Origin of the sequence: Fundidesulfovibrio agrisoli (genome assembly GCF_022808715.1) — a bacterium.
GTDB classification, from domain to species: Bacteria; Desulfobacterota; Desulfovibrionia; order Desulfovibrionales; family Desulfovibrionaceae; genus Fundidesulfovibrio; species Fundidesulfovibrio agrisoli.
In genome coordinates, this window is record NZ_JAKZKX010000015.1 from 53,190 (window position 1) to 78,293 (window position 25,104).

The following is a 25,104-nucleotide window of genomic DNA, read 5'->3' on the forward strand; positions in this document are numbered from 1 at the left end:
AACAGGCTAGGGCTTACGGCCGAAGAGGGCCGAAGTCAATGCGGGCGCGGCCTGGGAGTGGCTCGGGCGGATCAGCAGCGGTCGGAGTGCGCCGTGAACCCGGCGGAGGCCCCTCTGCTCAGGGGCAGGCGGATGATGAAGCGGGCGCCGTTGCCGGGTGAGGAGTCCACCTCGATGCTGCCCTTGTGGTTGTTGGTCACGATGAAATAGGAGACCGAGAGCCCGAGCCCCGTGCCGCTGCCCACGGGCTTGGTGGTGAAGAAGGGCTCGAAGATCTTGCGCCTCGTGGCCTCGTCCATGCCGGGGCCGTTGTCCTGCACTTCGATGCGCGCGCAATCGCCGTCGAGCATGGTGCGCAGCACGATGGCGGGCTCGGGCGTGCCCCGCAGGGCGTAGGCCGCGTTGCCCAACAGATTGATGACCACCTGCTGTATCTGCGTCTTGGAGCAGGGCACCTGGGGCAGCCCGCTCTCGAACCGGCGCTCCAGGCGGATGTTCTTGAAGTCGTACTTGCTGTTGAGGTCGTAGCCGGTGGAGTAGAGCTCCACGGTTTTCTCCAGGAGGTCGTTCAGGTCGGCCGGGGCGTTGGTGGATTCGCTCCTGCGGCTGAACTCCAGCATGTTCCTGACCACCTGGGCCACGCGCACGCTGGATTCCCGGATGCTGTTCAGGCCCGTGAGGATGCCCCTGCGCTCCATGTAGCCGGTCACGGAATCCAGGGTGCAGCCGGACTCCCGCGCGGCCAGGGCGTTGGCCCCGTTGGGCTCGCCCAGGCGGCGCATGATGACCTGGATGCTCTGCAGGATGCCGCTCAAGGGGTTGTTGATCTCGTGGGCCATGCCCGCGGCCAGGCCGCCCACGGACATCATCTTCTCCGTCTGGACCATGAGCTCCTGCATGCGGGTGCGTTCGGTGATGTCGTTGATGGAGCCGTAGAGGCGCAGGCTGTGGGCGTGCTCGCCCTGCTCGCAGAGGTAGGTTTCGCGCACGTTGCGCACGCCGCCGTCCTTGTGGACCAGCCGGAACTCGATCTCGCCCGCGTCGCCCGCCTTGAGGCGCATCAGGTGCGCGCCGACGCGCTCCTGGTCCTCCTGGTGGACGAAGGTCAGCCAGCAGCCCGTGGCGAGGATTTCCGGCGAGCCGTACCCCGTGACCTTTTCGTAGGCCCCGCCCAGCCAGGTGATGCGAAAGGGTTCGAGCCCCTCGCGGGCGCAGGCGTGGGTGAAGTCGCAGGACACGGCCGCGAGCTTGCGGCGCAGCCGTTCGCTGCTTCGCAACTCCAGCAGTTCGGCCAGGAGCTGTTCCCTGGTCTTCCCGGAATCCGGCATGAAAGCCCCGCAACCGCGGGCGTAGAACCCCGCGCACGACTCGGAACTGAACAACAGAAGCCAGGCATCCGGCCGGATGGCCGGCCGCACTCCACGCCGCAACCGCCCTTTCGATATCCGGCGGGCCACCCCGCGCCGCCAGAATGGGCGGCTCACATCGCGATGCACGATATCGAGAACTGATGACAAAAAAGCTTTGCACACATTGCGGCCCGAGCGCAAGCCCGTCAGCGTTGCGGCGACCTCCCCTCCCGCCGCTTCTTTCCCTCGAAGACCCGCTCGATGCGTTGGTCCGGCACGAGCCAGATCAGGGCAACCAGCACGTAGATGGCGTCGGCTATCCATTGGGCCAGGAACGCCGAAGGGATGGCCAGCAGGTACAGCACCGGGGAGAGCTTGCCCTTGAGGTCTCGCCCCACCGCAGCCTTGAGCAGGGAGTCCGGGCCCTGGGCGTTCATGATGGTGCGTTGCAGCAGCCAGTAGGCGATGGCGGCCATGAGCAGCACCACGCCGTAGAGCGCGGTGGGCGCGGGCGCGAAGTGGTTCTCGCCCATCCAGCCCGTGACGAAGGGGATCAGCGAGAGCCAGAACAGCAGGTGCTGGTTGGCCCAGAGCATGCCGCCGCTCACCCGCTGCACGGTGTGGAGCATGTGGTGGTGGTTGTTCCAGTAGATGCCCACGTAGACGAAGCTCAGCACGTAGCACAGGACGGTTGGAATCAGCGGGAGCAGCGAGGCGAAGGTGTCGCCGCGGGGCACCTTCAGCTCCAGGACCATGATGGTGATGATGATGGCGATCACGCCGTCGCTGAAGGCTTCAAGCCTGTTCTTGCCCATATGCCCCGCTTCGCGTTTGCTGTGCTTCTCCGATTTTCAACCAATAGTCGAATCCAGGGGCGGCGACAACATCCCGGCAATCCGCGCGGGCCGGATTTTTCGGAAGGGCGCTGGGGGGCCATGCTCAATCCAAGCTCAATCCGGGCTCAATCCGTGACGATCAGTGCTCGATCCGGGCGCGGGGCGCGAACTTCGCTTGATACTCGTCACGGCTTCCTTCATAACCGGGAAGGCAACGCGACGCTTTCACCGCGACCCAAGCCTTTTCTCAGCCCTACGACTCAAGATGGACCGGACACGCGGACGGCCTCCCGGGGCGCCCGCGATGCCGTGAGCCTCGATATTCGCCATGATGCCCGCGCCCCGGAGGCTTGCCCCAGGCGCGCCATGTCCCACCACACTCTAGCACAAGGTTGACCGTGGCTAAAAAACCCAACTATTCATTTGAGAAGCGCGCCAGAGAGGCTGCGAAGAATAAGAAGAAGGAAGAGAAGCTCCAGCGCAAGCAGGAAAAGAAGGCCGCAGCGTCGGAAGGCGATCAGGAAGAGAGCCAGGAAGACGGCCAGGAGCAGCCTGCGGAGCATTGAGCCCCAGGCCGGTCTTGGCGGTTTGGAGAGGCGCGGGGGCTTTGCGCAGCCGGGGATTTCGGCGCAGTGAGCCCCGGAACCGGTGTTGGCCATTCTGCGCCGAAACGCCCGACGCCCTGCTGATGCAGCGGCCGGATCAAGCTCCGGGCCGGGCGCGGTGCTCCTCGTCCGGACGGCGCGGCTTCCTCCAGAACCTCGGCCAGAATCTCGGCCCGGATGGCTTCCGCCCATCCCGCGTACCTTCAGACGCCAGGGAACCCCGCTCAGCCGGGGCGCCCTGGCGCTTTTTCGTCACGTCCGCCGGGCCGGGCCTCGGGCGGCTAGAAGTTCCACTCGCAGACCTGGAAGTAGGCCTGGGGGTGCATGCAGGCCGGACAGCTCACCGGGGCGGCCTCGCCCGTGTGGTTGTAGCCGCAGTTGCGGCACTTCCAGGTGGTCTCGCAGCTCTTCTTGAAAACGGAGCCGTTCTCCACGTCGGCGGCCAGGGCCTTGTAGCGCTTCTCGTGGAACTCCTCCACGGTGCTGATGGCCTCGAAGACCATGGCCACGGCCTCGAAACCCTCCTCGCGGGCGATGGCCGCGGCGGCCGGGTAGAGCACGGTGTGCTCCTCGTGCTCGCCCGCGGCGGCATGCTTCAGGTTCTCAAGCGTGGTGCCGATGCGTCCGGCTGGGTAGGTGGCGGTGATCTCCACGTCTCCGCCCTCCAGGAACTTGAAGAAGCGCTTGGCGTGCTCCTTCTCCTGCTCGGCGGTCTCGGTGAAGATGGCCGCGATCTGCTCGTAGCCTTCCTTCTTGGCCACGCTGGCGAAGAAGGTGTAGCGGTTGCGCGCCTGGGATTCCCCGGCGAAGGAGGCCAGGAGGTTCTTCTCGGTCTTGCTGCCTTTGAGGGATTTCATGGGGATCTCCGTAGTTGGGGTATCGGCCGCGCCAAGGCGGGCGCGGCCTGGAAATGTGCGCCGCCTCAGCCCAGCGGCAGGAGCAGCTTCTCGGCCAGGGCATGCCCCTGCTCGCCGCCGCCCGCCATGCGGCTCAGTTCCTCGGCCAGGGCCTTGCCCTCCAGGGCGGTGACCGTGGTCTCGGTCTGGCCGTCGGCCACGTGCTTGGCCACCATGAAGTGCCGCCCGGCCAGGGCCGCCAGTTGGGGCCAGTGGGTGATGAGCAGCATCTGGCGGTGGCGAGCCAGCTCCTTGAGGCGTTCGCCCACGCGGTTCAGGGTCACGCCGCCGATGCCCGCGTCCACCTCGTCGAAGATCAGCGCGGCCTGGTCGTTTTCGGAGCGCAGGCTGGTGACGGCCAGCAGGAAGCGCGAGAGCTCGCCGCCGGAGGCGATGCGGTCCAGCGGCTGGGGCGGCTGGCCCGGGTTGGGCGCGAAGAGCAGCTTGGCGGAGAGTTCGCTGAGCGCGGGCATGCCGCCCTCTGCCGGGAAAAGCTCGGCGGGGGTCAGCTCGAAGAGCACGCGCACGTGCTCGGAAAATCCCAGGCTGCGCAGCTCCGCCTCGATGCGCTGGCAGAGCCGCCCGGCGGCCTCGGTGCGGGCCGCGTCCAGCCCGGCGAGCACCTGGGCGGCCTGGGCGCGCAGTTCGCGGGCGCGGCGCTCCAGGCGCTTGAAGTCCAGCCCGGCGCTGTCCAGAAAGCTCAGGTTCTCCTCGATCTCGCGGGCCAGGTCCAGGATGGCGGGCATGTCCAGCTTGAGCTTGCGCTTGAGCTGGGCCAGCTCCCACAGGCGGGACTCCACGGCCTCCGGGTCCTCCTCCAGGCCGGGCACGCCGGAGCGCAGCCGCTCGGCCAGGTCGGAGAGGGCCACCCGGGCCTCGCGCACGGCGGCCGCGTCGGCCTCGAAATCCCCCCCGGTCTGGGCGAGCACCCCAAGCTCGCGCTCCAGGCGGCCGAGCCCCGCTGGCAGGCCCTGGTCGCCGTAGAGCATGTCCAGGGCGGCCTCCACGGCGTCCTTGGCGCGGCGGGCGTGGCGCAGGGCCTGCTGGCGGGCCAGCAGTTCCTCCTCTTCGCCGGGGCGCGGGGCCACCTTGTCGATCTCGGCGCGCTTGAGCTCCAGGATCTCGCGGCGGTCCTCCAGGTGGGCCAGGCGCTCGTGCAGGGCCTTGGCCTGGCGGGCCACGTCGGCCAGCTCGCGCAGCAGCGCGGTCCGGCTCCCGGCGAGGGATTGGTCGGGCAGGAAGTGGTCCAGCAGCTTGGCCTGGAAGGCCGGGGCCAGGAGCTTCTGCTGCCCGTGCTGGCTGGCGTGCAGCAGCAGGCGGGGCTTGAGCTCGCGGGCGGTGTCCTGGGTGGCGAGCTGGTCGTTGACGTAGAAGCGCGCGCGCCCCGTCTCGGCGGAGAGCTCGCGGCGCAGCATGAGCTCCTCGCCGTCCAGCACGAACACGGCCTCCACCTGGGCCTTTTGCGCGCCGTGGCGCACCATCTCGGCGCTCAGGCGCTCCCCGGTGAGGAACTCCAGGGCCTTGAGGATGAATGTCTTGCCCGCGCCGGTCTCGCCGGTGAGCACGTTGAGCCCCGGGCCGAACTCCAGTTCCACGTCGGCGATCAGGGCCAGGTTTTTGATGCGCAGAAGATCGATCACGGCTTGGGGCCTCCGTCGGGCCGGTGGGTGAACATGCCCGGCGGCCTCTCTTACTGCTTGAGCCGGGGGTCGAGCAAGTCCCGCAGGGATTCGCCCAGCAGGTTGTAGCCCAGCACCGTGAACAGGATGGCCAGCCCCGGGAACACCGAGAGCCAGGGCGCTATCTCCAGCACCTCCTTGCCTTCCAGGAGCATGTTGCCCCAGGAGGGCATGGGCGGCTGCACCCCGAGCCCCAGGAACGACAGCGAGGATTCCGTGAGGATGGCCCCGGCGATGCCCAGCGTGGCCGAGACCAGCACCGGCCCGGCCGCGTTGGGCAATATGTGGCGCAGCAGGATGCGCGCGCTGCCCGCCCCGGCCAGCCGCGAGGCCAGCACGAAGTCGCGCCTGGCCAGGGAGAGGGTCTCGGCGCGCACCAGGCGGGCCACGCCCATCCAGGAGGTCAGGCCGATGATTATCATGATGTTGGCCAGGGAGGGCTCCAGGAAGGCGATGACCGTGAGGATCAGGAAGAAGGAGGGGAAGCAGAGCATCACGTCCACCCCGCGCATGATGACCTCGTCCGCCAGGCCCCCGAAGTAGCCCGCCACCAGCCCGAAGAACAGGCCCACGGCCACGGCCAGCCCCACCGCCAGGAAGCCCACCCACAGCGAGACGCGCCCGCCGTGCAGCATGCGCGAGAGCACGTCGCGCCCCAGGGCGTCGGTGCCCAGGAGGTGCGCGGCGCCGGGCGGCTGGAGCAGGGCGTCCACGTTTAAGGCCGTGGGGTCGAACGGGGCGATCCAGGGTGCCAGCACCGCCGCCAGGGACATGCCCCCCACCAGCAGGAAACCCGCCAGGAACATGGGGTGGCGCAGGGCGCTCCGCCAGAATCCGTCAGTCATTGCGGGCTCCGGAGCGGATGCGCGGGTCGGCCAGGGAGTAGCCCACGTCCGCCAGCATGTTGCCAGCCAGGGTGAGCACCGCGCCAAGCACCAGGTTGGCCATGATGAGCGGGTAATCGCGGGCCATGACCGCCTGATAGAAGAGCTGCCCCAGGCCCGGCAGCGAGAAGATCTGCTCGATGATGACCGAACCGCCGATGAGCCCCGGCACCGAGAGGCCCAGCAGCGTGATGACCGGCAGCAAGGCGTTGCGCAGCGCGTGGCGGTAGATCACCAGGCGCTCCGGCAGGCCCTTGGCCCGGGCGGTGAGGATGTAGTCCTGCCGCAGCGCCTCGAGCATGGAGGAGCGCATGTAGCGGCTCATGCCCGCCAGGCCGCCGAACACGTAGATGAACATGGGGATGGCCAGGTGGGAGCAGATGTCCGCGGTGCGGCCCCACCAGTCCATGCGGGCGTGGTCCAGCGAGGTGATGCCCGAGATGGGCAGCACCGGCCAGACGATGCCCAGGAGCAGCATCAAGAGCAGCGCCAGCCAGAAGCCGGGCACGGCGAAGCCCAGGAACACGAACACCGTGGAGGCCCTGTCGAAGAAGCCGTTCTGCCGGGCCGCGGCCGTGACGCCTATGGGGATGGCCAGGGCCAGCGTCAGAACCAGGGCGGCCATGTTCATGCCGAAGGTCAGGGGCAGGCGCTCCTTGATTTTGTCCCACACGGGGCGGCGGTCGCCGGTGAGGGCGTTGCCGAAATCCAGGCTGGCCAGGCGCTTCAGCCACAGGCCGTATTGCACGTGCACGGGCTGGTCCAGGCCGTAGAGCTTCTCCAGCCGGGCGATTGCCTCGGGCGTGATGAGCGGGTTCATGTCGGTCTGGAGGTCGGTGGGCTTGCCGGGGGCCAGATGGATGACGAAAAAGCTCACCAGGGTGATCCCGAGGAACACCACTGCCAGCCAGACGGATTTGAGGACGAGACGCTTCAGCAGAACAAGCACGTTGGGGGCCTCCGAACGCACGGACAGTAGCAGGGCGGACGCCGGGGAGGGAAGGGGTGGAAAAAAAATTTCCCGGTTTCAATTTTTCCTGTTGACGGAGAGCCGAGTTTCGGTCAAAAGCAGTTCTCCCGTGTGGGGCTGTAGCTCAGTTGGGAGAGCGCTTGAATGGCATTCAAGAGGTCGTCGGTTCGATTCCGTCCAGCTCCACCACTCTTTTCAAGGGGTTAGGTCACAAGCCTAACCCCTTCTGCTTTTGGCTTCAGAAACCAACATTGTTGGCTCAGGGGGCCAAGGCAGACCCAGTAATTCACGTAGGCTCCTGTTTGAGCGCATAGAAAGGGATCGCTTGATGAAATTCAAGCGGTCCCTTCTTTCGTTGGGCTTTTGCTTCGACAGCAGGTGGAGGAGAACTTTTATAGGGGCAGAAGACGGAGCCGGGAGCACGCGGGCGCTTGGGGGATTTTCAAGCGATTGTGGTCAGGAGGTGCTTTTGCTTCTCCTGGTGGGGGTGAGAAGTTTTCTCCTGGAAGTGGTGAAGGGGTGGCTGGCGTCGGGATGAGGGCGTTGGCGAAGGGGCTCTTGGGCAATTTTCAGAGGTGGGGGGCTGCTGGATCCTTTACTTATTCTGGCGTGTCCTGGGAGATTTGCCGCCGAAGTGTCGAAGGCTGACTGTCTGAGATGCAGCGGGGATATTTTTGTGCCGATTCCCTTCGGGTTGTACCTGATGGCGAAGTCGATGCCGGATCGAGTGCGAGCTGACAGTATGAAGGAGCCGCAGGGCTGCGGGTTTCACCAGGGCGGGGGGGCGTCATAGACGGGTAGAGTTTCCCTATCTGCTCCTACTGGCTATTTTCGGAGAAATGTATAGAATTAAAAAAAGTTGTTCGTTATTGCAACCCTGGAGGATAATTTATGTACGAAATAAGTGAATTGATAGACGACAAAAACACTCAGCTGTACAAAGATATAGCTGCTCAATTTATAGTTTCCCTCGAGCATTCCCTAAATGACCACTGGTATGCAAGTTTAAAAAATGAAAAAGTTGCCATTGGCGTTAACAGTACAAACCATCCTCAAGCGTGTTTTTCACACGAGTTGTTGCATATCAAATTAAGAATGATGGGCTACAAGACGCCCATGTTCGATCCTGGGGTTAATGAAAAGGAGCATGTGGAAGGGTTAATTGGTTTTTTTGATGATTTTTTACAGCACCTCAAAATATACTCGCAATTTACTGGTCTTGGTTATGATGGTAATGTGTTTTTAACTGAAGCAGATGGCGTGCATATCAAAAAAACTTCTAGGGATGTTGAAAGATTTAAAAAAATGGTCGCCAAGGGGGAGATGCCAAAAAATCACAGCGCATTGATTCTTCCGCTTATTGTAGTCAAAACTCCTCCGCAGACTGAACACACTTTGAGGATCGAAGAAAAATTAAAATTATTGATGAGCCAAGAAACTATGGCCAAAATTGATAAAATCATTGACGACTGGGCAGGGGATGCTACGCTAGACCCAATTGAGTATTTTGCAGAGTTATTTAGGCTTATGGGCATGAAGGGCGTGAAGTTGGCACACAGTAAAGATGGAAGAGGTGGAGTCGTGTCGTAATGGAATGACCCATAGGAACTGATCGTTGTTGGCGGTTTAATGATTTTGAATGCTTGTCTTCCCGGAGTGGGTGATTATGAAACGGCGTGACGTTTTAGCTGCGCTTGAAAGGGCTACTGGGCGTAGTGATTTACAAGAATATCTTGGTGTAACCAGGCAAACCATGTCAAATTGGAAAAAAAGCGACAGGGATTTAAATGCTGTTGAAGTGGCAAAGATTATAAAAACGGCAGTTGCTGCAAAGCACATCAGCGTGTGTTATACGGCAATAAAGCCGATTGTTGAATTTTATCCGATCGACATGGCGGAATCCAGATGCGGGGCGAAAATTGAGCCATTGTCGACGAATACGAACAAAGGCGTGCCAACATTATACCAAGAGGGACTACACGACGCGCTGTCTACCCGTAAAGGCGTTTACATATTTTACGACTCCCGTGGCAGGGCTATTTATGCTGGAAAAGCAAGAGACCAGTTCCTTTGGCCTGAAATTGTATCTGTATTTAACAGAGACAGGAAGGACACTCAAGAATTGTATTATGTGAACCATCCATCAACCAATGTTGACTTTACTGTTGCAGCTGAGTACAATAGGCAGATAGTCAAGCACCATGTTAAGCTGTGCGACGTTGCTGCATTCTTTAGCGCATATGAGGTTGACGGTCACTTAATCGATGACGTCGAATCATTGTTAATTAGAGGATTTGCAAATGACTTACTAAATAAGAGCATGGAAAGATTCGCCAGCGTAAGGGATTTGTAATGATAAGTTTTGATGCAATTTTTGATAAGGACAAGTTGAATAAAGCCCCACCTCCATTTATCCTAAGCCCCTTTCTCTACCCCGTCGTCTCCTCACCACCGCTCCAGCCTTCCCCTCCAACTCCCCTCAGCCTCCTCGTGTCACGCTTCTCCCAATCGTTCCGATAGCTATGGGCTGCAAGACAGGCAAAAACTGATGCGCTGGGGCGGCGCAGATGCGAAATGCACACTGGCCGATGCTGGCGAAGGGCTGCCGGTGAATATGCCCGCAACCGTGTCTGCCCTGGGCAAACTCCACCTGCCCACCGGCCAATTGCCCCGGCTCCCCTTAGTCTCCCTTGTCCCCCAAATTCCCACATAACAGGGCCGCCCTGGAGCTTTTCCCAGGTGCTGGGGCATTGGGCTCCCCCGGGCCTGGAGCTTCCAGGAGGAACGCGATATGGAGGAATGAACGGTTTAGGGTGGGGTGGGTTGAGTTGGCGCTGTTTTAGTCGGTGGGATCTCAAGAAGGTTCGTGATTGGGAGAAGATATGCGTTCATGTTACTGGTTTATCAATTTGAGTATTCTAGAAAAATTGTCTATAAAAATTCTGGCTTAGGGAGCGGAGTATTGCCCGCTGCCGTTGTTCCTGCGGCACTGTTTTATCGTTGGATATCCATTCTGTGCTCGCATCCCAGCAAATGGGTTGCGAGGTTGCGCGCTAAGGCGAAATGAGTGAATAATAAACCCTCCCTAAGCCTTTTTGATGATCCGCAAGTTGCTTCATTCCTTGCTGCAAATACCAAGATGGAGCTTGCGGCAGCAATCAATGAGCCATACAGACGGTTCACGTACTTACTGTTCGCCATTGATCCAGACAGACAATACAAGTCGTTTGACATTGCCAAAGGCAACGGGAAAAGCAGGATAATTGACGCTCCTGTCACTGCACTTAAAAACATCCAAAAAAAAATATGCGCAATATTAAGTAAAATCTACGTTCCGCCATACCCGGCCAATGCATTTATTTTTGGCCGCAGCATTGTCACTAATGCCATTCCCCATGTCAAAGCAAAATCTGTTTTAAAGTTAGATCTTCAAGATTATTTTCCATCCATACATTTCGGAAGGGTCAGGGGGCTGTTTATGGCTCCTCCGTTTTCATTCAATCAGGATGTTGCAACGACATTGGCAAGGGCATGTTGCAAGGGTGGCTGTTTGCCACAGGGTGCTCCAACGTCACCGATCCTATCGAACATGATTTCTTTGAAGATGGACGCCCAGCTCAATAGGATTGCAAAGAGCAATCGATGTAACTACTCAAGATATGCTGACGATATAACATTCTCATCAACAAAAGATATATTCCCTCTTGTGGTCACGAACGCAAAGGGTCTGTACGAGCCTGCACAGGAAATTACGGACTGTATTTTACGGAATGGGTTTGCTGTAAACACTTACAAGACTAAGTTCATGGTCGGCAGAGACAGCAAGTTTGTCGCGGGCATAAAAGTCAACTCAAAGATTAACACGTCCAGAAAACATGTTCGGGCAGTCAGAGCGATGCTGCATGCTTTAGAAAAGTTTGGCCCTGAAGCATCTGTTGCTGAACATCTTAGACGTTGGAGGCGCAGACATACGATCTCTAGCCCAACTAACTTTTTGCAAATTTTAAAGGGGAAAATTTCATTTATTCGCATGGTCAAGGGGGGTGGCGATCTTTCTGTTGTCCGACTTGAAAATAGGCTTGACGAGTGGATGTCGCTGTATAGCGGGGCGCAAGTTGACGTGCGACGTGTTGAGACGTTAATTGCGCAAGATGATACATATCATGCAGTAGTGTATACTGAAGGGAAGACGGACGCATTACACCTGAGATATGCGCTGAAAAGATTGCAAAAATTATCCCTATACAATAATATGAAGCTTATATTCTATGATTTCCCTCCAGATACCACTTCTGGGGAGACTGAACTTAAAAAAATTCTTGGCACTGCTAAAGTGGCTAACAATACTGGAAAGCTAAAAATTGTAATCTTTGACAGAGATGTGACGGGGGATGTTGGAGACAGTCGACGACCCAAATATTGGGGTAGCAACGTCTGGTCTTTTAAGCTTCCATGCCCAGGCCCGCGAACGTTATATGAAAATGTGATAAGCATTGAGCATTATTACCCTGACAAGATCTTGTTTAAGCAGGACAATGAGGGTCGACGCCTCTTTTTTGTGGACGAATTCGATGCCAATACTCTTGCGCACAAATCTATCGCTGGAGTCATCTGTCGCAAGGACGTCATTGGGAAAAAACGGCCAGGGGTAGTCATTTGTGAAGGTGTCAGAGATCAGCAGGGAAAGAGTCTGACACTTTCAAAGTCAGACTTCTCTAAAAATATTGCCCGTGGACAATTTTTTGTGAGTGATACCGAAATGCTAGAATTTAAGCCTGTTTTTTCGGCAATAGAACGGCTAATAAAAAAGAATCATTATTGTTGATTGCTTGTGCATCTGGCGACCTATCTACTCGCCTTGTGCCTGGCAATGATGCGTATTATTCTCTCTGCACTCTCGGCTGCCAGTTCTGGCGTCTCGCATTCGCTAGCCTTTAGTCGTTCAAAATGTACTCCCTCATGTAGAAGAATTGTGGTTCGATCGTGAGCCTCAGCAGGCGTTTCATGGTGAACGGTGTCTCCGTCAATTTCAACAACCATGACAATGCCATCTTTTATTATTACAAAATCTGGCTCGATCCTTTTGTAAGTTCTTCCGCCACGAATGAACACTGGAAGCGGAGCGAATGAAACGCCAAGTGCTTTGGCAGCCCTGTAGAAATTGATTTCCGGCTGCGATCGAAAGAGAAGCCCATCACAACTGCGTGAAGCTATGTTGTCTGAACGCACCCGGCCTTGGTTTGTGATGTTGCTGCCCGTGAGCCATGCCTTGGCTTTCTCTTGCCATCCATCAGCCGCTTTAATTTCTGGAAGAATGTACAGATGTTGTATCCAGTCAGCAGGATAAAGGTCCATTAAGGGACCGGCTTTGGCCAAGATTTGTTGCTCGATTTCCGATTTGACGTCATTAATTTGAGCGTAAAGAGCGGTCGGGATCTCAAGATAGATGCTATAGCCGTATGTGCCCCCATCCCAGTTGTCATAATCCGTTTGCTCCACTTTCGCGCGAGCATTTGCCAGGATGGCAACCTCCCGTGCAGCACCTTCCGCAGCGAATAATCGAGCGAGTGTGCCCAGGAATGGGTCAAGGCTATCAGGAAAATTCGAATCCCTCACATCAAAACCTCTTCAGGAAGTATCTTGTCCGATATCGATGAAGAATGACTCGTATGAAGTCAATGCCTTCCCAAAATCTTCCCAATCCCAGTGACCTCCTCCCCCAACTGAGGCTACCCCTCCGGGAAACTCAACCTTTCCTATCCCGGAGGAGCCCATGCCCTTTTCAGATTCCCCCATCATCTTCAGCTACACTCGCGCCGACGCACTCGTTGACGGCGTTCTGATCGATCTATCCCCCGTTGCGCAGACTTACGGCTTCAAGCTGCCGTTCGCCATCTCGGATGCTCTCTACCATGGCTATGTGATGCCGCCAGAAGGCTTGTCTGGAGAAGGACAGTCGCTGGAAGGGCGTCTCCATGATCTTCTGACGCTGGCGATGGTCGCGGCCAGAAAGAGCTTGGGGGAGGACAGGGTCTACTTCGACATCGCGTTTCTGATGCGGCCAGGGAAGCTGGAAAAGGTCCGTGTCGTGCTCCACGTCGGACCCGGAGATTCTGGTGAAGCGGTCCTGACCCTTTGTCTGCCGGAGGACCTGTGATGAAATCCGCCACTGGTGATGGGCATGGTGGGCGGGATGAGCAAGAGCAGGAGCGTCTTCATCGGCTGGATCAACTGGATGAACTACTTCGGCACTTCCGGGCCGTTGAGCAGCTCTTCCGAGTCATGGGGAAGGTTGACCCGGATGCGGTCGGCGGTGGTGAGCTGGTCCTGAGCTGTTCGGAGATAGGTTTGAACCTGGCCGCGCCGTTTCGGAAGGAGCTGGAACGAGTCTTCGGACGAGAGGATGGCGGGGATACAGGGACGGAGCGATTGGGGTGATGCGGGTGAGCCTGATCCTCCCCGATCACTTCTGGATCAAGACCCTGGCCATGGTCAGGACTGCCCGCACCTGCTCTTCAGAGGCTCCGGCCAGCAATGTCTCCAGCTCCTTCTGGACCTGTTCCTTCGTCATGCCGACGTCTCCCATGTCGAAGAGGACAGTCAGGTCTTCTTCCAGTGCGGCGGATAGCCTCTCGATGTTCACCAAGGTCGGATTCCCCCTGCCGCGCTCGATCTCTCCGACGCTCTGTAGGGACAATCCTGCCCGTTCCGCAAGCTGCTCCTGGGTCATGTCCTTGGCCCGGCGCAGGGACCGAACTCGTTTCCCGAATGCTTTGAGAATCTCACCCATGGGGCCGTCCTTTTCGGACAGTCTAGGGCTAGTTCGATTTCCGATTAAGCAGGTGGGGCATATATCTTGCTATGTTTTGACAAGTAAACTTTATTTTATGCCGAATTTAGCCTTTGAACTGAGGATTTGAGCCAGTCCGAGCACCTAGGGCGGGAAAAATGTTCCTGGGGATTTCGGACGTTATCGCAAGCTGAGCAAGGAAGGAGCTGCCGGGTAATGGCCTTATCCATCAATCACAACCTGATGGCGATGAACACCGCCAGAAACTTGAACTCTGCCTATGGGAACATCGCCACCTCGACGCGGCGGCTGTCCTCAGGGCTGAGGGTGGGCACTGCTGCCGACGATGCCGCTGGGCTGGCGATCAGGGAGATGATGAGGGCCGACATTTCTTCCATCAACCAGGGAGTCAGGAACGCGAATGACGCGATCTCGATGATCCAGGTGGCTGATGGAGCCTTGCAGGTTGTCGACGAAAAGCTGATCCGCATGAAGGAGTTGGCTACACAGGCCGCGACGGGAACCTACACAGACGATCAGCGGGCGATTATCAATTCTGAGTTTCAAGCAATGGCTTTGGAAATTCAACGCATAGCAAATGCCACAGATTTCAATGGTGTCCATCTACTCAATGGCAATCTCTCCGGTATCCACAGCGGGTCAGGACTGAACTCGACGGGACAATTGAAAGTCCACTTCGGAACCGGAAATAGCTCTGCTGAAGACTACTACTATGTATCGGTCAAGGACAGTAGGCTCCCGTCGCTCTTCAGCAATGCGGGGCTTGTCGGGAGTGTTCTTCCTGATGCGATTCCAATGTATGAACCGAATGGCGACAGCAAGCAGGTGAACACATTTTCGAGCGGGAGCCAGTCGTACCCTTCATTGAGTCCAATCCAGGGCGGAAACTTCTTGGCAGTTTGGCGATCACAGGACCAAGGCAAGGTCGGGTGGTCGATACATGGTCAAGTCCTTGATCCTGGTGGAAACAAGGTTGGGGCCGAGTTCCAGGTAAATACATACAATACCAATGACCAGATCGAGCCCAAGACTGCCGCCTTAGGGAATGGCAACTTGCTTGTTACATGGGCCTCGCAAGGGCAAGATGGTTCAGGTCTTGGGGTCTATGGACAAGTGCTTGATCAAAGCGGAGCGAAGGTCGGAGGCGAGTTCAGGCTCAATACGACCACGCCGAATGACCAGCAAACATCCATTCAATATGTCGGCAACCCATTGGTTGCGGTCGATAGCAACAAATTTGCCGCAGTTTGGTCTTCCGACCAGCAGGGTGGCCCAGGATCAAACACGATATTCAGAATATTTAATAACGACGGGACGCCAGCAACAGCAGAATCCATCGTGAGCGACTATCCCAATGGCTCAAACATAATACCATCCGTGACCAAACTCACCAATGGCAACTTGGTAGTCACCTATTCGGGCGGAGGCAGTGGAGGTCCTGATCCAAGCGGCTACGGGATCTATTCACAGGTATACGATGCAGACGGGAACAAGATTGGTTCGAATGCTCTAGTGAACGAATACACGACAAATGCTCAAAACTGGTCTGGGGTCCAAGCGTTGTCAGACGGGAAGTATGTTGTTGCATGGTCATCGTTCCAGCAGGACGATCCTACAAGTTGGGGTGTGTATGCAAAGATATTCAACCCGGATGGGACGGTATCTCAGCCAGAATTCAGGGTGAGTACGTTTACGACAAATGACCAGCATTCACCTGTAATTGCGGACTTGAAGAATGGAGCATTCGTAGTTTCGTACAAATCGAATGGATTCGATGGGCGAGCAGGCTGGACCACGGCTGCGCAGATATTTGCATACGATGGTCGTCGTTTAGGGAATGAGTTCATGGTGAACAATGAGTCTTCTGGCAACCAGTCAAACCCAGCGATCACTATGCTTGATGAGGGCAGTATCGCTGTCGCCTATAATAACGACTCTGTGGATGGCTCAGGCTCTGGGGTGTCTGTGCGCATATTCAACCCGTTTCTAGACATAAGAACCCAAAACAGAGCGCAACAACATATTGAAAAGATCAATGACGGGATAGTTGCCAAGGACAAAATCCGCGCATCGCTTGGCGCAACGCAAAATCGCCTGGAGAACACGATTCAAAATCTCCAAATCCAGGGCGAGAACCTCCAATCTGCCGAATCGCAGATATCCGACGTCGACGTAGCTCAGGAGATGACGAGCATGGTTTCAAATCAAATCCTGGCGCAGTCGGCGACGGCCATGCTGGCCCAGGCGAACTCACTGCCGAAGATGGCCCTCCAGTTGATCCAGGGATAACCCTCACTGGCATAGCGTCCTTGCCTACCATCAAAGCAGAGTGGTACTCGCTGTCATGGACACAGAGGTATTGATCGTCGCTGGCATCGTCGTTGCCCTCGTGCTGGCAAGCTTGGTGATCTGGCGGTTCTTGAGGCAATCGAAAGCATCCTGCCCGGAAGTCAGAATCCATTTCGACCAGCACAAGGGACGCGAGCAGTCGGGCCGATGAGCTGTGCATGAAAAAAGGGCCAGAGCAAATCTGCCCCGGCCCCAGTGTGAACAGTCGATTCGAAGAAAAACTACGCGAGCTTCAGCTTCAGCCCGTCTTCGGTCTTCTTCACGATGAACTTCTGCCCTTCTTCGAATTCGATCCCGGCTAGCATATTAGCGCTGAGGACGATCCGGCCTTTCTTATATACCGGAGAACTGGCCCTGGTCCGGGTCGAAGCGCCAGGAATCTCCAGATACTCTTTCTTCTCAGTCATGAGTTTGAGCAGGTGATTCTTCAGGGTCGGCTTCGACTGAACACCCAGCTCGATCATAATTTCCTTTTCGTTCTTACCAGCCTTAATCAGCGCATAAAGCTTTTCGCCGTCGTACTTTGCTTCAATCTTCTGGCCTTTTACTGCGGGCATATCTCGACCTCCGGGTTTGTTTAAATGCAACTGCCGAAGGATATCCTGCTTTGAAGCTGTGTCAACAAGTGTTTCGAATTTGCATGTTAATCAAGCTGGCAAACAGACTTTGATGCGAAAGCGTATATGCCCACGTTGAAGAGGTAAATAATTTTGCTGCCGTCGCCTGAACATTTAGGACCATGTGTCCTCATAGCTATGATGGCATCAGGAATAAAATATGCTGCTCGTCAATAGGAATCATATGAAGGAAGTGTCACCTGGAGTTGTCTGAGAATATCCGCACTGGACGAGGATGACGAAGGGGTTCTGGTGAATATGCCTTGGCCCTTTGTCTGCTTCGTTCTGGCTCCACCAATGCGTCGACCACGTTCCCGGCCAGCTCCGATTATTCCTTTGGGTCCCAGGTTCCCACGGACTGGCCCCGCCCTTGAACTTTTCCCTGGAGCTGGGGATTGGGCTTCCCTCCAGGGCTTTCGGCCCAGAGGGGTAATGTTTGGACCAATCACCGATTTTGCTAAGCTGGTGAGCTTTCGAGATGGTGCGCATTTCTGCGGGGGTGGGAGCTATGCCCCGGAGTTGCTGCTGGTTTTGGGAGATTGGTGGTAAATGAAAAAGTCAAACCACGGGATTTTCGGCACTTGGCTGCTGAAAATGGGGTGGATGTGGGAAATGTAGGTGGAATGAGAGAGCCAAGGGACATGAAATCCGCTCAATAGAAAATTTGCAGGAACCTGCATCTCCACAAGATCCTGTAATTGCGGTTAATTGCAGGGCCATTCAAAATTTTCTAGGAAGAAACAAATCAGTACGTACGCTTTCTGTAATTTTTATAGCTGGATTTAAAACGAACCATGGCGCTAAAACAGTTATTCCGCAAAAGGCATGGACATTGGCCTGCCTTAACCCGCGTATTGTTTTGTCGTGCGGTGTTGTTCGCTTCGCATGACCTACATTCTTCGCTAGACGGCGGCTTAGGCTTGAATCTTTTGATTGTTTTTATGAGCTCGTCATGTTCTTTGCGTTCAGTGTTGTTAAGTTCGTCCTGGGGATATCCTTTGATATGGTCTTCGAGGTAATCGATCATATTTCTATGCTTGTTTTGGCAAGAAATAAAATGTTTATTTGTATTGTTGTAAAATTTGCGCTGGCATTTTGTCGAGCAATAAAGCCCTTTGTTTTTGCCTTTGCGACTGGCAAGGTATATGTTGCAACATGCCTCGCAATGGCTGATATTTCGAAAACCACCGTAATAAATATAATAGTTCACTAGGGCGCTGCGCGCCATGTCGGCAACAGAGTTAAAGCCGCCGCTAAAAAAATCTCTAATATCTGAGGTGTCTTCATCGTCACATGTGATGCCTGCTGTTATCAGCGTTTCATAAAATTCTTCGTCGTGGGCGATGGTATTTGGAGTTGACCATGAGATATTGTGACTGGTGCAGCTGTGTGTGCCAATCGGTTGCGTTGTTTTAGACCCATTTTCGTACAATAGGGTACGCTCTGTAGCTGTTTTAGTTCGGATGACGTGAAACGGGGGTGCTTGCCCTGTGGAGATGTGTCTTTGAAGTCCGCTAATGAGTTTTGAAAATTCTGAATAGGCAGTACTTGATACAGAGATTTGATACATATTGGTTTCATTTTCGTGATTTGTTTCGACCATGAATTTTATTAACTTGTTGGGTTCTTCCGTGGTGCTGTGGTCGTTGACGGTGACACTGGCAAAGTGCTTGTCTAATAACTCGGCAATTAATTTTCCAAACAAAATGACCTGTGAATTGCGATTTCCAAGAAGCTGAGTTTCTGCGAATAGCTGAAGAATTTCTTTAACAACCTTTTTAAGCTCACTTTTTTGGGCCACGTCCCCCTCCTCCCCTTAATTCTGTAGATAGTCTTACCAAGATATTATGTGGATGTTAAGGAGTAGTTTTGATGTTTTTTATCGTCCACATTTTTATAATATTCACTTTCAGAAAAAATCCATAGTCCCTTGGTCACGCCTTCGGATGAACCGGAGCGAAAGGGAGGACCATAGAGATGAAAGGACGCGATGAGTTGGGCGATGAAAATGCTGGTGCGGCTGACGATGCTGGAGTGGACGCCATGATGAGTGTGGAGCGTGAACTGGACGGCGCGGATCAGAGTGCCATCCACCAGGAAGGCCTGGATTCGTTCCCTGATGTGGTCGATGGCGAATCCGGTGTGGGTGCCACTGGGGTTGGCCAAGCGGCCCCGGTTCAGGCCCTCCTCGGCTTTCCCTCTGTCAACACCGAACGCGGTAAAAAGGCGCGCTGTATTACGCAGGCCGAAGCTGAACCCCTCGCGGATGTGTTGGTCGAATTTGCCCGTGAGGGGCGTTTCCCCGATGGCCTGATCCCCGTCAACGCGGGAGCGGATTACTTCGGCGTAGCGGCCAGCGTGTTCGCTCAGATCTTCAGCATGGCGGACAGACGCGGGCTCCGCGACATCCCGGGGCCGGGCATCTTCCTGGACTACGACGACATCAAGCAGCCGAAGCCTGCAATGACCGCTTTCATTGATGCTCGCGGCATGCTGATGATTGGCAAGAGCACCCTGGAGGCCTTGAGCAATGATCCTCCCAACATCCTGAACTTCAAACGCGGCGACAGCTTCAACGTCTCCCTGCGTGGCGAAGAGATCGTCCTCAGCCGCCGCTAAATCAAGCTCCTGAGGCGGGGATGGTTCCGTCTGTCCCCGCCTTAATGCGAGCTTTGGGCAAGGAAAGCTGAACAAGAAAGAGCGCTCTCAAGCTGGCGCACTGGAGAAGAAATAATGATTGGAGCCACAAAGATTGATTGGACCGACGGCACGTGGAACCCCGTGACTGGTTGTACGAAGTTCAGTGCTGGATGTGACCACTGCTACGCGGCTAAAATGGCTCCGAGGCTTCGGGGCATGGGTCACTGGAAGTATCGTAACGGCTTCGAGGTTACTTGCCACCCGGAAGTTCTCATGAAGCCTTACAGCGACAAGAAACCGAAGAAAATATTCGTGAACTCCATGTCGGACCTGTTTCATGACGAGGTGAGCGAAGACTTCATCTGGCAGACCTTCGAGGCCATGGGAGCGGCGAGCTGGCATAAGTTTCAGGTGCTCACAAAGCGCGCTGACAGGCTTGCGGCTATTGCTCCGAAGCTGCCGTGGCACCAGAATATTTGGATGGGCGTGACCATTGAGAACGACAACGCGGCTTATCGCGCTGAACTCCTCAGGCAGACGCCAGCCGCTGTGAAGTTCGTTTCTCTGGAACCTCTGCTTTCACCTCTGCCGAGCTTGGATGTTGTTGGTCTTGACTGGGTGATCGTGGGCGGTGAAACAGGCCCTGGTGCTCGTCCCATGCTCGAACCTTGGGTTCGTGACCTCCGCGACTGCGCCGTCGGAGCTGGCGTGCCTTTCTTCTTCAAACAGTGGGGAGGTCCCAACAACAAGACTCGCGGCAAGCTCGTCCAGGGCCGTCGCTGGACGCAGTTTCCGGCATAGCCGACGAGGCGCATTCCAGGGGTAAGGGCGGGGTCGAAAGGCCTTGCCCTTTTTCATACGTTTCCGCATGGCCGCGCGGCGCGGTGCCCCCCCGACGAGCATGTCCCTGCCCTGCATCAGTGACACAGCCCCTCTTGGTGTCGGCCGCCTCGCCGTCCTGGCCGGCCATGATGTCCGCCTACAGCCCCAGCGGGCACGGCCTTCTCCTGGTTCGAGGGTTATGCTCCCCCCGCGTCCTCCTGAGGTCTCCTCGTGAGCGGCCAGGGACCCTCAGGCACTCCCCCCCCATGCGCCGTCCAGTCAGCGCTGTAGGATCAATACACCCATGCTGCTTTGCGGCTCTTCATCGGGATACATCAAGGGCATTCAACATCCACGTCATCATGCACTCGTCACTTTTCCTCGGAGACATTTTATAAGGATATAAGCCCGGTGACCTGTCCTCGCGAGACCGCCTTCGGCTTCGTCGGTGACAGACCATGTGCCGGAAATCGCCAGCAATTTTGTAGAGTTAGGCAAGAAGTTCGCGAGGTCGGATATTTTCTGTAACACTCTAAATTTATGACATAAATTATTTGTATGAAGGGGGATTGACTATGTATGCGGTTGAAAAGTGGCATGAAGAGTTGGATGAATTAGTGCGTCAAATTATAAACACAGAAACAAGCATCATATCGTTGCTGGCAAATGAAGATGAGCGGCAAGCAGAATTAAGGCTTGCTAGCGGAAGATTGCTGCTGAAAGCAAAAGAGCTGGTTAGGTCGAGGGGCATGAAATGGGAGATAGAGGTTGTCAATTTAATGCCCAAAAAAGGCGACGGTATCTCTGCCATTGGAAAGACGTGTCGTACAGAAAGGATGAAAGTTGCAAAACTTCCTGGAGTAGAAAAGTACACGTCGCTCGGATGGTCAAAGCTTGTGAAGATTGCTGGGCTGGTTAAGCCAGTCGGCAATGACGTGGTGAATGACTTGTTCATTAAATGCAAAGTGTCACTTGAGCAGGTTAAGGTAATGGACAGTGAAAGGTTTTCATTTATAGTCGATGTGTGCCTGACAAAGAAGTTGCTGGAAAAAAATAGAATAATGATCAGCGCTGGACTGGTTGAAAAAGCTTTGAAGAAGGGTGTGAAGTTCGACGACAAGTTGATAAAAAAATTGTTGAAGAGTCGAAGGCCAGATACCTCGCTCAGGGCGTTGATAGGTTTTGATACGCTTGAAATTAGATCAGATGCGCATATGAATCCAAACGCGATCACAACGCAGTTGGAAGAGATGATTGAAAAATTGATCAAGACCATGCAGTTGGCGTTATCTACCGGGGCTGTCCCGGAGCATGTTCCTGAATATTTGTACGAGGACTTGGCGCACTACAGTGGTCTTATGTACTATAGAAAATAAAACACGGGGAGGGGCAATCCCTCCCCAGCAAGAGGTGATTAGCATGAGAATATACCAATCTTCATTGACGTCTACTACACTCAGCCTCCTTGAAGAGAAAAGCCCAGGGTCTTCTGTTCACGTGCTGCGTTCGTATCTAGTTGATGGCCCGGGAACACTCCGTATATTCGCGAAAAGACATAAGAACGTAAAAAGTCTTGCACTTGACTCCGGAACATGGAGTATTAGCCAGAACACGCATAAGCATCATATATCTGGTGAAATCTACGGCGACTTCCTTGAAGACTATGCTAAAATGTTCAGTTTTTATTTTGGGTTCGACCCTGTGCATGGTGACGGCGGGACGGAAGACAGTCTAGAAAACCAATTGTATCTTGAGTCTCGTGGACTAACGCCGATCCCTGTTATCCAGAATTTGAGCTTGGAAGTTGATTACTATATCAAGAACAAAAGTAAGTATCCATTTGTTGCAATTGGATCGACAAGAAAAAAGGCTATGTCTGACTTGGTTCGGTGCACAAATGCGTTGTATAAAGAGGGCGTCAAGGTTCATTGGTTTGGGATTGGAAGTTTGTTGAAGCTTGCCAGTGCCCCAGTCTGGTCTAGTGACTGCTCTTCATTTGCTCAATGGGTAAAAAATGGAATGCTCATTTTTTATGACATGAATGAAGACAAAGAGGTTGCACTTGCAACGCGCGAGTACTCTAAGCGTGGAAAGTTGAACAAAGACTACATTCGGACTCATCCTGTTTTTGAAGAGTACTCGGATTGGCTGTTTGATAATCTTCGATTAAATGTGGAAGAAGTAATCTCTAATCAAGGCCTCAAGATGCTTGCGAATAGTTACTACTTTTTTGAGCTTGAGAATAAGATCAATGAAATTCATCAAAGCAAAGGTTTTGTGTTTGATGTCTATTGATAAGTATTGGTGTTAATTGTAAAAGGTTTTGAATAGGGGCAGCCTGCACGAACAGGCTGCCTCTTTACGTTAAAGCATTGCGCCACAGTCGCTCAGCCAAAAACTTACGCCAACATCCGGCATCCAAATGAACATAGATATGCGGACCACATAGCAAAGGAGGCTATTATGCCAAATGAAACTGATAACTGTCACGTTCCATGCAAAATAATGGGATGTGCCCAGACGACTATCCCAGTCGTCGACATTCAAGTCCTTGCATCAGAGATATCCATCTTGTCGAAGAATCAGAAGAGCTTCTCGGTGACATTGTTGAACCGGGAAGACCTTCTGGGTAACTTGGCAATGCTTATTGGCCAAAACGAAATTGAGTTTATGAAGATCATGAAGGCCATAGAGGCCGATGGCGTAGCTAAGAGAGAAATTACTGAACTGCAGGGCGTTCTAAGGCGACTTGCTAAGACGATGCATCAAGGCAGTTATGTACCAATTTCGAAAAGCCGCATCAAAACTATCGTTCCAAGTGCTCCGGTGAGCGACACAGCTGTCATGCCTGCTGGGTATGTCCTGAAAGGTGACTACTCAATAATACATGAGTCTGAAAGCGACGACAAACAGAGGCACGTTTCGACGGTGCCGTTGTTCATTTCCGAAATTAAACAGGACGAATCGTCGAGCGTAGAGTATGTGTCGTTATGTTGGCTCAAAGGTGGGAGGTGGATGTCCGTCACCGTTGAAAGGAAGATGATTGCCAAGCGAAGCATGATCGTCGACTTGGCAAACAAAGGGCTTCCCGTGACGAGTAACAATTGCGATATGATTATCAATTACCTTTTTGCCTATGAGCATGAAAATACTGGAAACATCAAAAGAACAAAGGTTCAAGGCCAGCTCGGCTGGACTGACCGCATGTCTGGATTCTTATGGGGCAGAACCTTCATCACCGATGATGCCACCTCTTGTCCCATGGTAGAGTTTGTCGGACGGGAACCAGGGGATGAACAATTCGCTGATGGGTTTGTTCCGGGCGGATCACATGTGGAATGGGCTACGCTCGCCAATGAAATGCTGGATTATCCGCATGTTGCCTTCACGTTTTACGCGTCGATGTTGACCCCCCTGTTGCCGATCCTGGAGGTGAAGAACTTCACGCTGGAATTGGCAAACCGCAGCTCCACCGGAAAGTCCATCGCCCTCCAGTTTGCGGCTTCCGCTTGGGGACAGCCGGATCTTCAGTCAAACTCATTCGTGAATTCCTGGAACGTCAGTCCGACATGGCCGGGAAGGGCAGCTTCGCTTCTCAATGGTCTGCCGATGTTTATGGACGACACAAAACAGGCCAGAGTCAATGACCAGCGCCGTGAAGCTGGAAGCTTCGTCGCGGACACCATGTTCCTGATTGCTTCAGGACGGGACAGAGCCAAGGGGAACGTGAACGGAACTGATAGGGTGCCAGCCTTCAGAACCGTTCTGCTTTCTACGGGTGAGTACCCGACTTTCGACAACAACCATGACGGTGGAATCAGAGGTCGGACTATCTCAATCTGCGGTGATCCTTTCGGAAAAGCGGATGCTTCGACAAAGTCAGTGGTTGACCGCGTCGACTGGACCACCAAGGAGCATTACGGCCATGCCGGTCCACGCCTTGTGAAGTTCATCCTGGAGCACCGTGATCAATGGAATGTTTGGAAGCAAGCCTATCGAGAAACCAACGCTCAGATGACCAGGGCTGAAGGGCTCACTTCCATTGAGATGAGGCTTGGTGAGTACTTCGCCGCTGTCGCTACTGCTATCCCGATCATCCATGCAGCTCTGCCGGAGCTTCGCAGGGACAAACAGGTGAGTGACCTCCTCAACGAGATTGGGAGTAAGGCCAGACAAGAGGCTGTTCAGGCTGACACGGCCACTCAATCGCTCCGCTCGGTCGTTGACTGGATCAGTGCAAATCTGAATCTAATGTTTACACCTGTTCTCGCACATCAAGGTAAACAATGGTCTGCTGGAAATTACATATGTTTTTGCGACATGGATGATAATGAGAGCTGGAGCTTCATTGGGTTGGAAGCGTCAGCATTGAAAGAGCATCTCCGCAGAAATGGATTCAACCCGAATGAAACGTTCAGGAACTGGAAAGCGAATGGTTGGCTCATCACTGATGCGTCATCCAAAGGGTATCAAAAGCAAGTCGTAATTCCAGGATCGTCGTCAAATAATAAGTTCAATCGAATGAATCTCTATTGCATAACAAAAGAGTCTGTGTCCTAAGTTTATTAGGTAGAATGTAGTAAGTTGCTTCATATGATTCTGGTGCATACCAAAAACTTCGCACAGATGATGCTCCGCCTTCATGC

Annotated in this window: 21 protein-coding genes, 1 tRNA gene and 2 pseudogenes; 14 read left to right on the forward strand and 10 right to left on the reverse strand. The window is 54.7% G+C overall.

Annotated elements, in window-relative coordinates; genetic code table 11:
* Positions 1-71: 71 nt before the first annotated feature.
* Positions 72-1,328, reverse strand: coding sequence for a sensor histidine kinase (locus MLE27_RS11870; protein WP_243312290.1), 1,257 nt, complete (start codon positions 1,326-1,328; stop codon positions 72-74).
* 227 nt (positions 1,329-1,555) lie between these two features.
* Positions 1,556-2,164, reverse strand: coding sequence for a TMEM175 family protein (locus MLE27_RS11875; protein ID WP_243312291.1), 609 nt, complete (start codon positions 2,162-2,164; stop codon positions 1,556-1,558).
* Between the two features lie 419 nt (positions 2,165-2,583).
* On the opposite strand from MLE27_RS11875, the gene MLE27_RS11880 reads away from it, so the two are divergent.
* Positions 2,584-2,751 (forward strand): hypothetical protein, encoded by a 168-nt coding sequence (locus MLE27_RS11880; RefSeq protein ID WP_243312292.1) that lies wholly within the window; start codon positions 2,584-2,586, stop codon positions 2,749-2,751.
* Positions 2,752-3,071: 320 nt separating this feature from the next.
* Here the strand turns inward: MLE27_RS11880 and rbr are convergent, their stop codons facing one another.
* The 4 genes from rbr to MLE27_RS11900 form a co-directional block, all read right to left on the reverse strand.
* Positions 3,072-3,647, reverse strand: coding sequence for a rubrerythrin (gene rbr, locus MLE27_RS11885; protein ID WP_243312293.1), 576 nt, complete (start codon positions 3,645-3,647; stop codon positions 3,072-3,074).
* 65 nt (positions 3,648-3,712) lie between these two features.
* Positions 3,713-5,326, reverse strand: a complete 1,614-nt coding sequence (locus MLE27_RS11890) for a DNA repair protein RecN (protein WP_243312294.1) — start codon at positions 5,324-5,326, stop codon at positions 3,713-3,715.
* Between the two features lie 50 nt (positions 5,327-5,376).
* Positions 5,377-6,210, reverse strand: a complete 834-nt coding sequence (locus MLE27_RS11895; protein WP_243312295.1) for an ABC transporter permease — start codon at positions 6,208-6,210, stop codon at positions 5,377-5,379.
* Positions 6,203-7,198, reverse strand: a complete 996-nt coding sequence (locus MLE27_RS11900; RefSeq protein WP_243312296.1) for an ABC transporter permease — start codon at positions 7,196-7,198, stop codon at positions 6,203-6,205. Before MLE27_RS11900 ends, MLE27_RS11895 begins: the two co-directional genes overlap by 8 nt.
* 134 nt (positions 7,199-7,332) lie before the next feature.
* Between MLE27_RS11900 and MLE27_RS11905 the strand changes: the two genes are divergently transcribed.
* From MLE27_RS11905 to MLE27_RS11920, 4 genes are all read left to right on the forward strand, one after another.
* A tRNA-Ala gene (locus MLE27_RS11905) sits at positions 7,333-7,408 on the forward strand.
* Between the two features lie 702 nt (positions 7,409-8,110).
* Positions 8,111-8,809: a hypothetical protein gene (locus tag MLE27_RS11910; protein WP_243312297.1), complete on the forward strand. Its 699-nt coding sequence runs from the start codon at positions 8,111-8,113 to the stop codon at positions 8,807-8,809.
* A gap of 76 nt (positions 8,810-8,885) precedes the next feature.
* Positions 8,886-9,572: a hypothetical protein gene (locus tag MLE27_RS11915; RefSeq protein WP_243312298.1), complete on the forward strand. Its 687-nt coding sequence runs from the start codon at positions 8,886-8,888 to the stop codon at positions 9,570-9,572.
* A gap of 714 nt (positions 9,573-10,286) precedes the next feature.
* Positions 10,287-12,044 (forward strand): reverse transcriptase domain-containing protein, encoded by a 1,758-nt coding sequence (locus tag MLE27_RS11920; RefSeq protein WP_243312299.1) that lies wholly within the window; start codon positions 10,287-10,289, stop codon positions 12,042-12,044.
* Between the two features lie 20 nt (positions 12,045-12,064).
* On the opposite strand, the gene MLE27_RS11925 is transcribed toward MLE27_RS11920, so the two are convergent.
* A complete protein-coding gene (locus tag MLE27_RS11925) occupies positions 12,065-12,835 on the reverse strand; it encodes a hypothetical protein (protein ID WP_243312300.1) in 771 nt (256 codons plus the stop codon).
* A gap of 157 nt (positions 12,836-12,992) precedes the next feature.
* Here MLE27_RS11925 and MLE27_RS11930 point away from each other — a divergent pair, with 157 nt between their 5' ends.
* Together MLE27_RS11930 and MLE27_RS11935 are read left to right on the forward strand one after the other, a co-directional pair.
* The gene (locus MLE27_RS11930) at positions 12,993-13,376 is read left to right on the forward strand and encodes a DUF6573 family protein (protein WP_243312301.1); all 384 of its coding nucleotides are present in this window, start codon (positions 12,993-12,995) and stop codon (positions 13,374-13,376) included.
* Positions 13,376-13,657 carry a hypothetical protein gene (locus MLE27_RS11935; RefSeq protein WP_243312302.1) on the forward strand — a complete coding sequence of 94 codons (282 nt, stop codon included), beginning with the start codon at positions 13,376-13,378 and terminating at the stop codon, positions 13,655-13,657. Before MLE27_RS11930 ends, MLE27_RS11935 begins: the two co-directional genes overlap by 1 nt.
* A gap of 25 nt (positions 13,658-13,682) precedes the next feature.
* Here MLE27_RS11935 and MLE27_RS11940 read toward each other — a convergent pair whose 3' ends face one another.
* Entirely contained in the window at positions 13,683-14,009 is a 327-nt protein-coding gene (locus tag MLE27_RS11940) for a helix-turn-helix domain-containing protein (protein WP_243312303.1), read from the reverse strand.
* A 216-nt stretch (positions 14,010-14,225) separates the two neighbouring features.
* Here MLE27_RS11940 and MLE27_RS11945 point away from each other — a divergent pair.
* Both MLE27_RS11945 and MLE27_RS11950 read left to right on the forward strand, forming a co-directional pair.
* Positions 14,226-14,795, forward strand: a pseudogene (locus MLE27_RS11945) (flagellin N-terminal helical domain-containing protein); the annotation flags it as partial.
* A gap of 1,227 nt (positions 14,796-16,022) precedes the next feature.
* A pseudogene (locus MLE27_RS11950) lies at positions 16,023-16,319 on the forward strand (flagellin); the annotation flags it as partial.
* 281 nt (positions 16,320-16,600) lie between these two features.
* Here the strand turns inward: MLE27_RS11950 and MLE27_RS11955 are convergent.
* Positions 16,601-16,936, reverse strand: coding sequence for a hypothetical protein (locus tag MLE27_RS11955; RefSeq protein ID WP_243312304.1), 336 nt, complete (start codon positions 16,934-16,936; stop codon positions 16,601-16,603).
* A gap of 805 nt (positions 16,937-17,741) precedes the next feature.
* Positions 17,742-18,797: a hypothetical protein gene (locus tag MLE27_RS11960; protein WP_243312305.1), complete on the reverse strand. Its 1,056-nt coding sequence runs from the start codon at positions 18,795-18,797 to the stop codon at positions 17,742-17,744.
* Positions 18,798-18,973: 176 nt separating this feature from the next.
* Between MLE27_RS11960 and MLE27_RS11965 the strand changes: the two genes are divergently transcribed.
* The 5 genes from MLE27_RS11965 (at position 18,974) to MLE27_RS11985 (ending at position 25,018) form a co-directional block, all read left to right on the forward strand.
* Positions 18,974-19,615: a hypothetical protein gene (locus MLE27_RS11965; RefSeq protein ID WP_243312306.1), complete on the forward strand. Its 642-nt coding sequence runs from the start codon at positions 18,974-18,976 to the stop codon at positions 19,613-19,615.
* Positions 19,616-19,729: 114 nt separating this feature from the next.
* Entirely contained in the window at positions 19,730-20,437 is a 708-nt protein-coding gene (locus MLE27_RS11970) for a DUF5131 family protein (RefSeq protein ID WP_243312307.1), read from the forward strand.
* Between the two features lie 596 nt (positions 20,438-21,033).
* Positions 21,034-21,834, forward strand: coding sequence for a hypothetical protein (locus tag MLE27_RS11975; protein ID WP_243312308.1), 801 nt, complete (start codon positions 21,034-21,036; stop codon positions 21,832-21,834).
* 43 nt (positions 21,835-21,877) lie between these two features.
* Entirely contained in the window at positions 21,878-22,753 is an 876-nt protein-coding gene (locus tag MLE27_RS11980; protein ID WP_243312309.1) for a hypothetical protein, read from the forward strand.
* A 168-nt stretch (positions 22,754-22,921) separates the two neighbouring features.
* Entirely contained in the window at positions 22,922-25,018 is a 2,097-nt protein-coding gene (locus MLE27_RS11985; RefSeq protein ID WP_243312310.1) for a DUF927 domain-containing protein, read from the forward strand.
* The last annotated feature ends 86 nt before the right edge of the window (positions 25,019-25,104 follow it).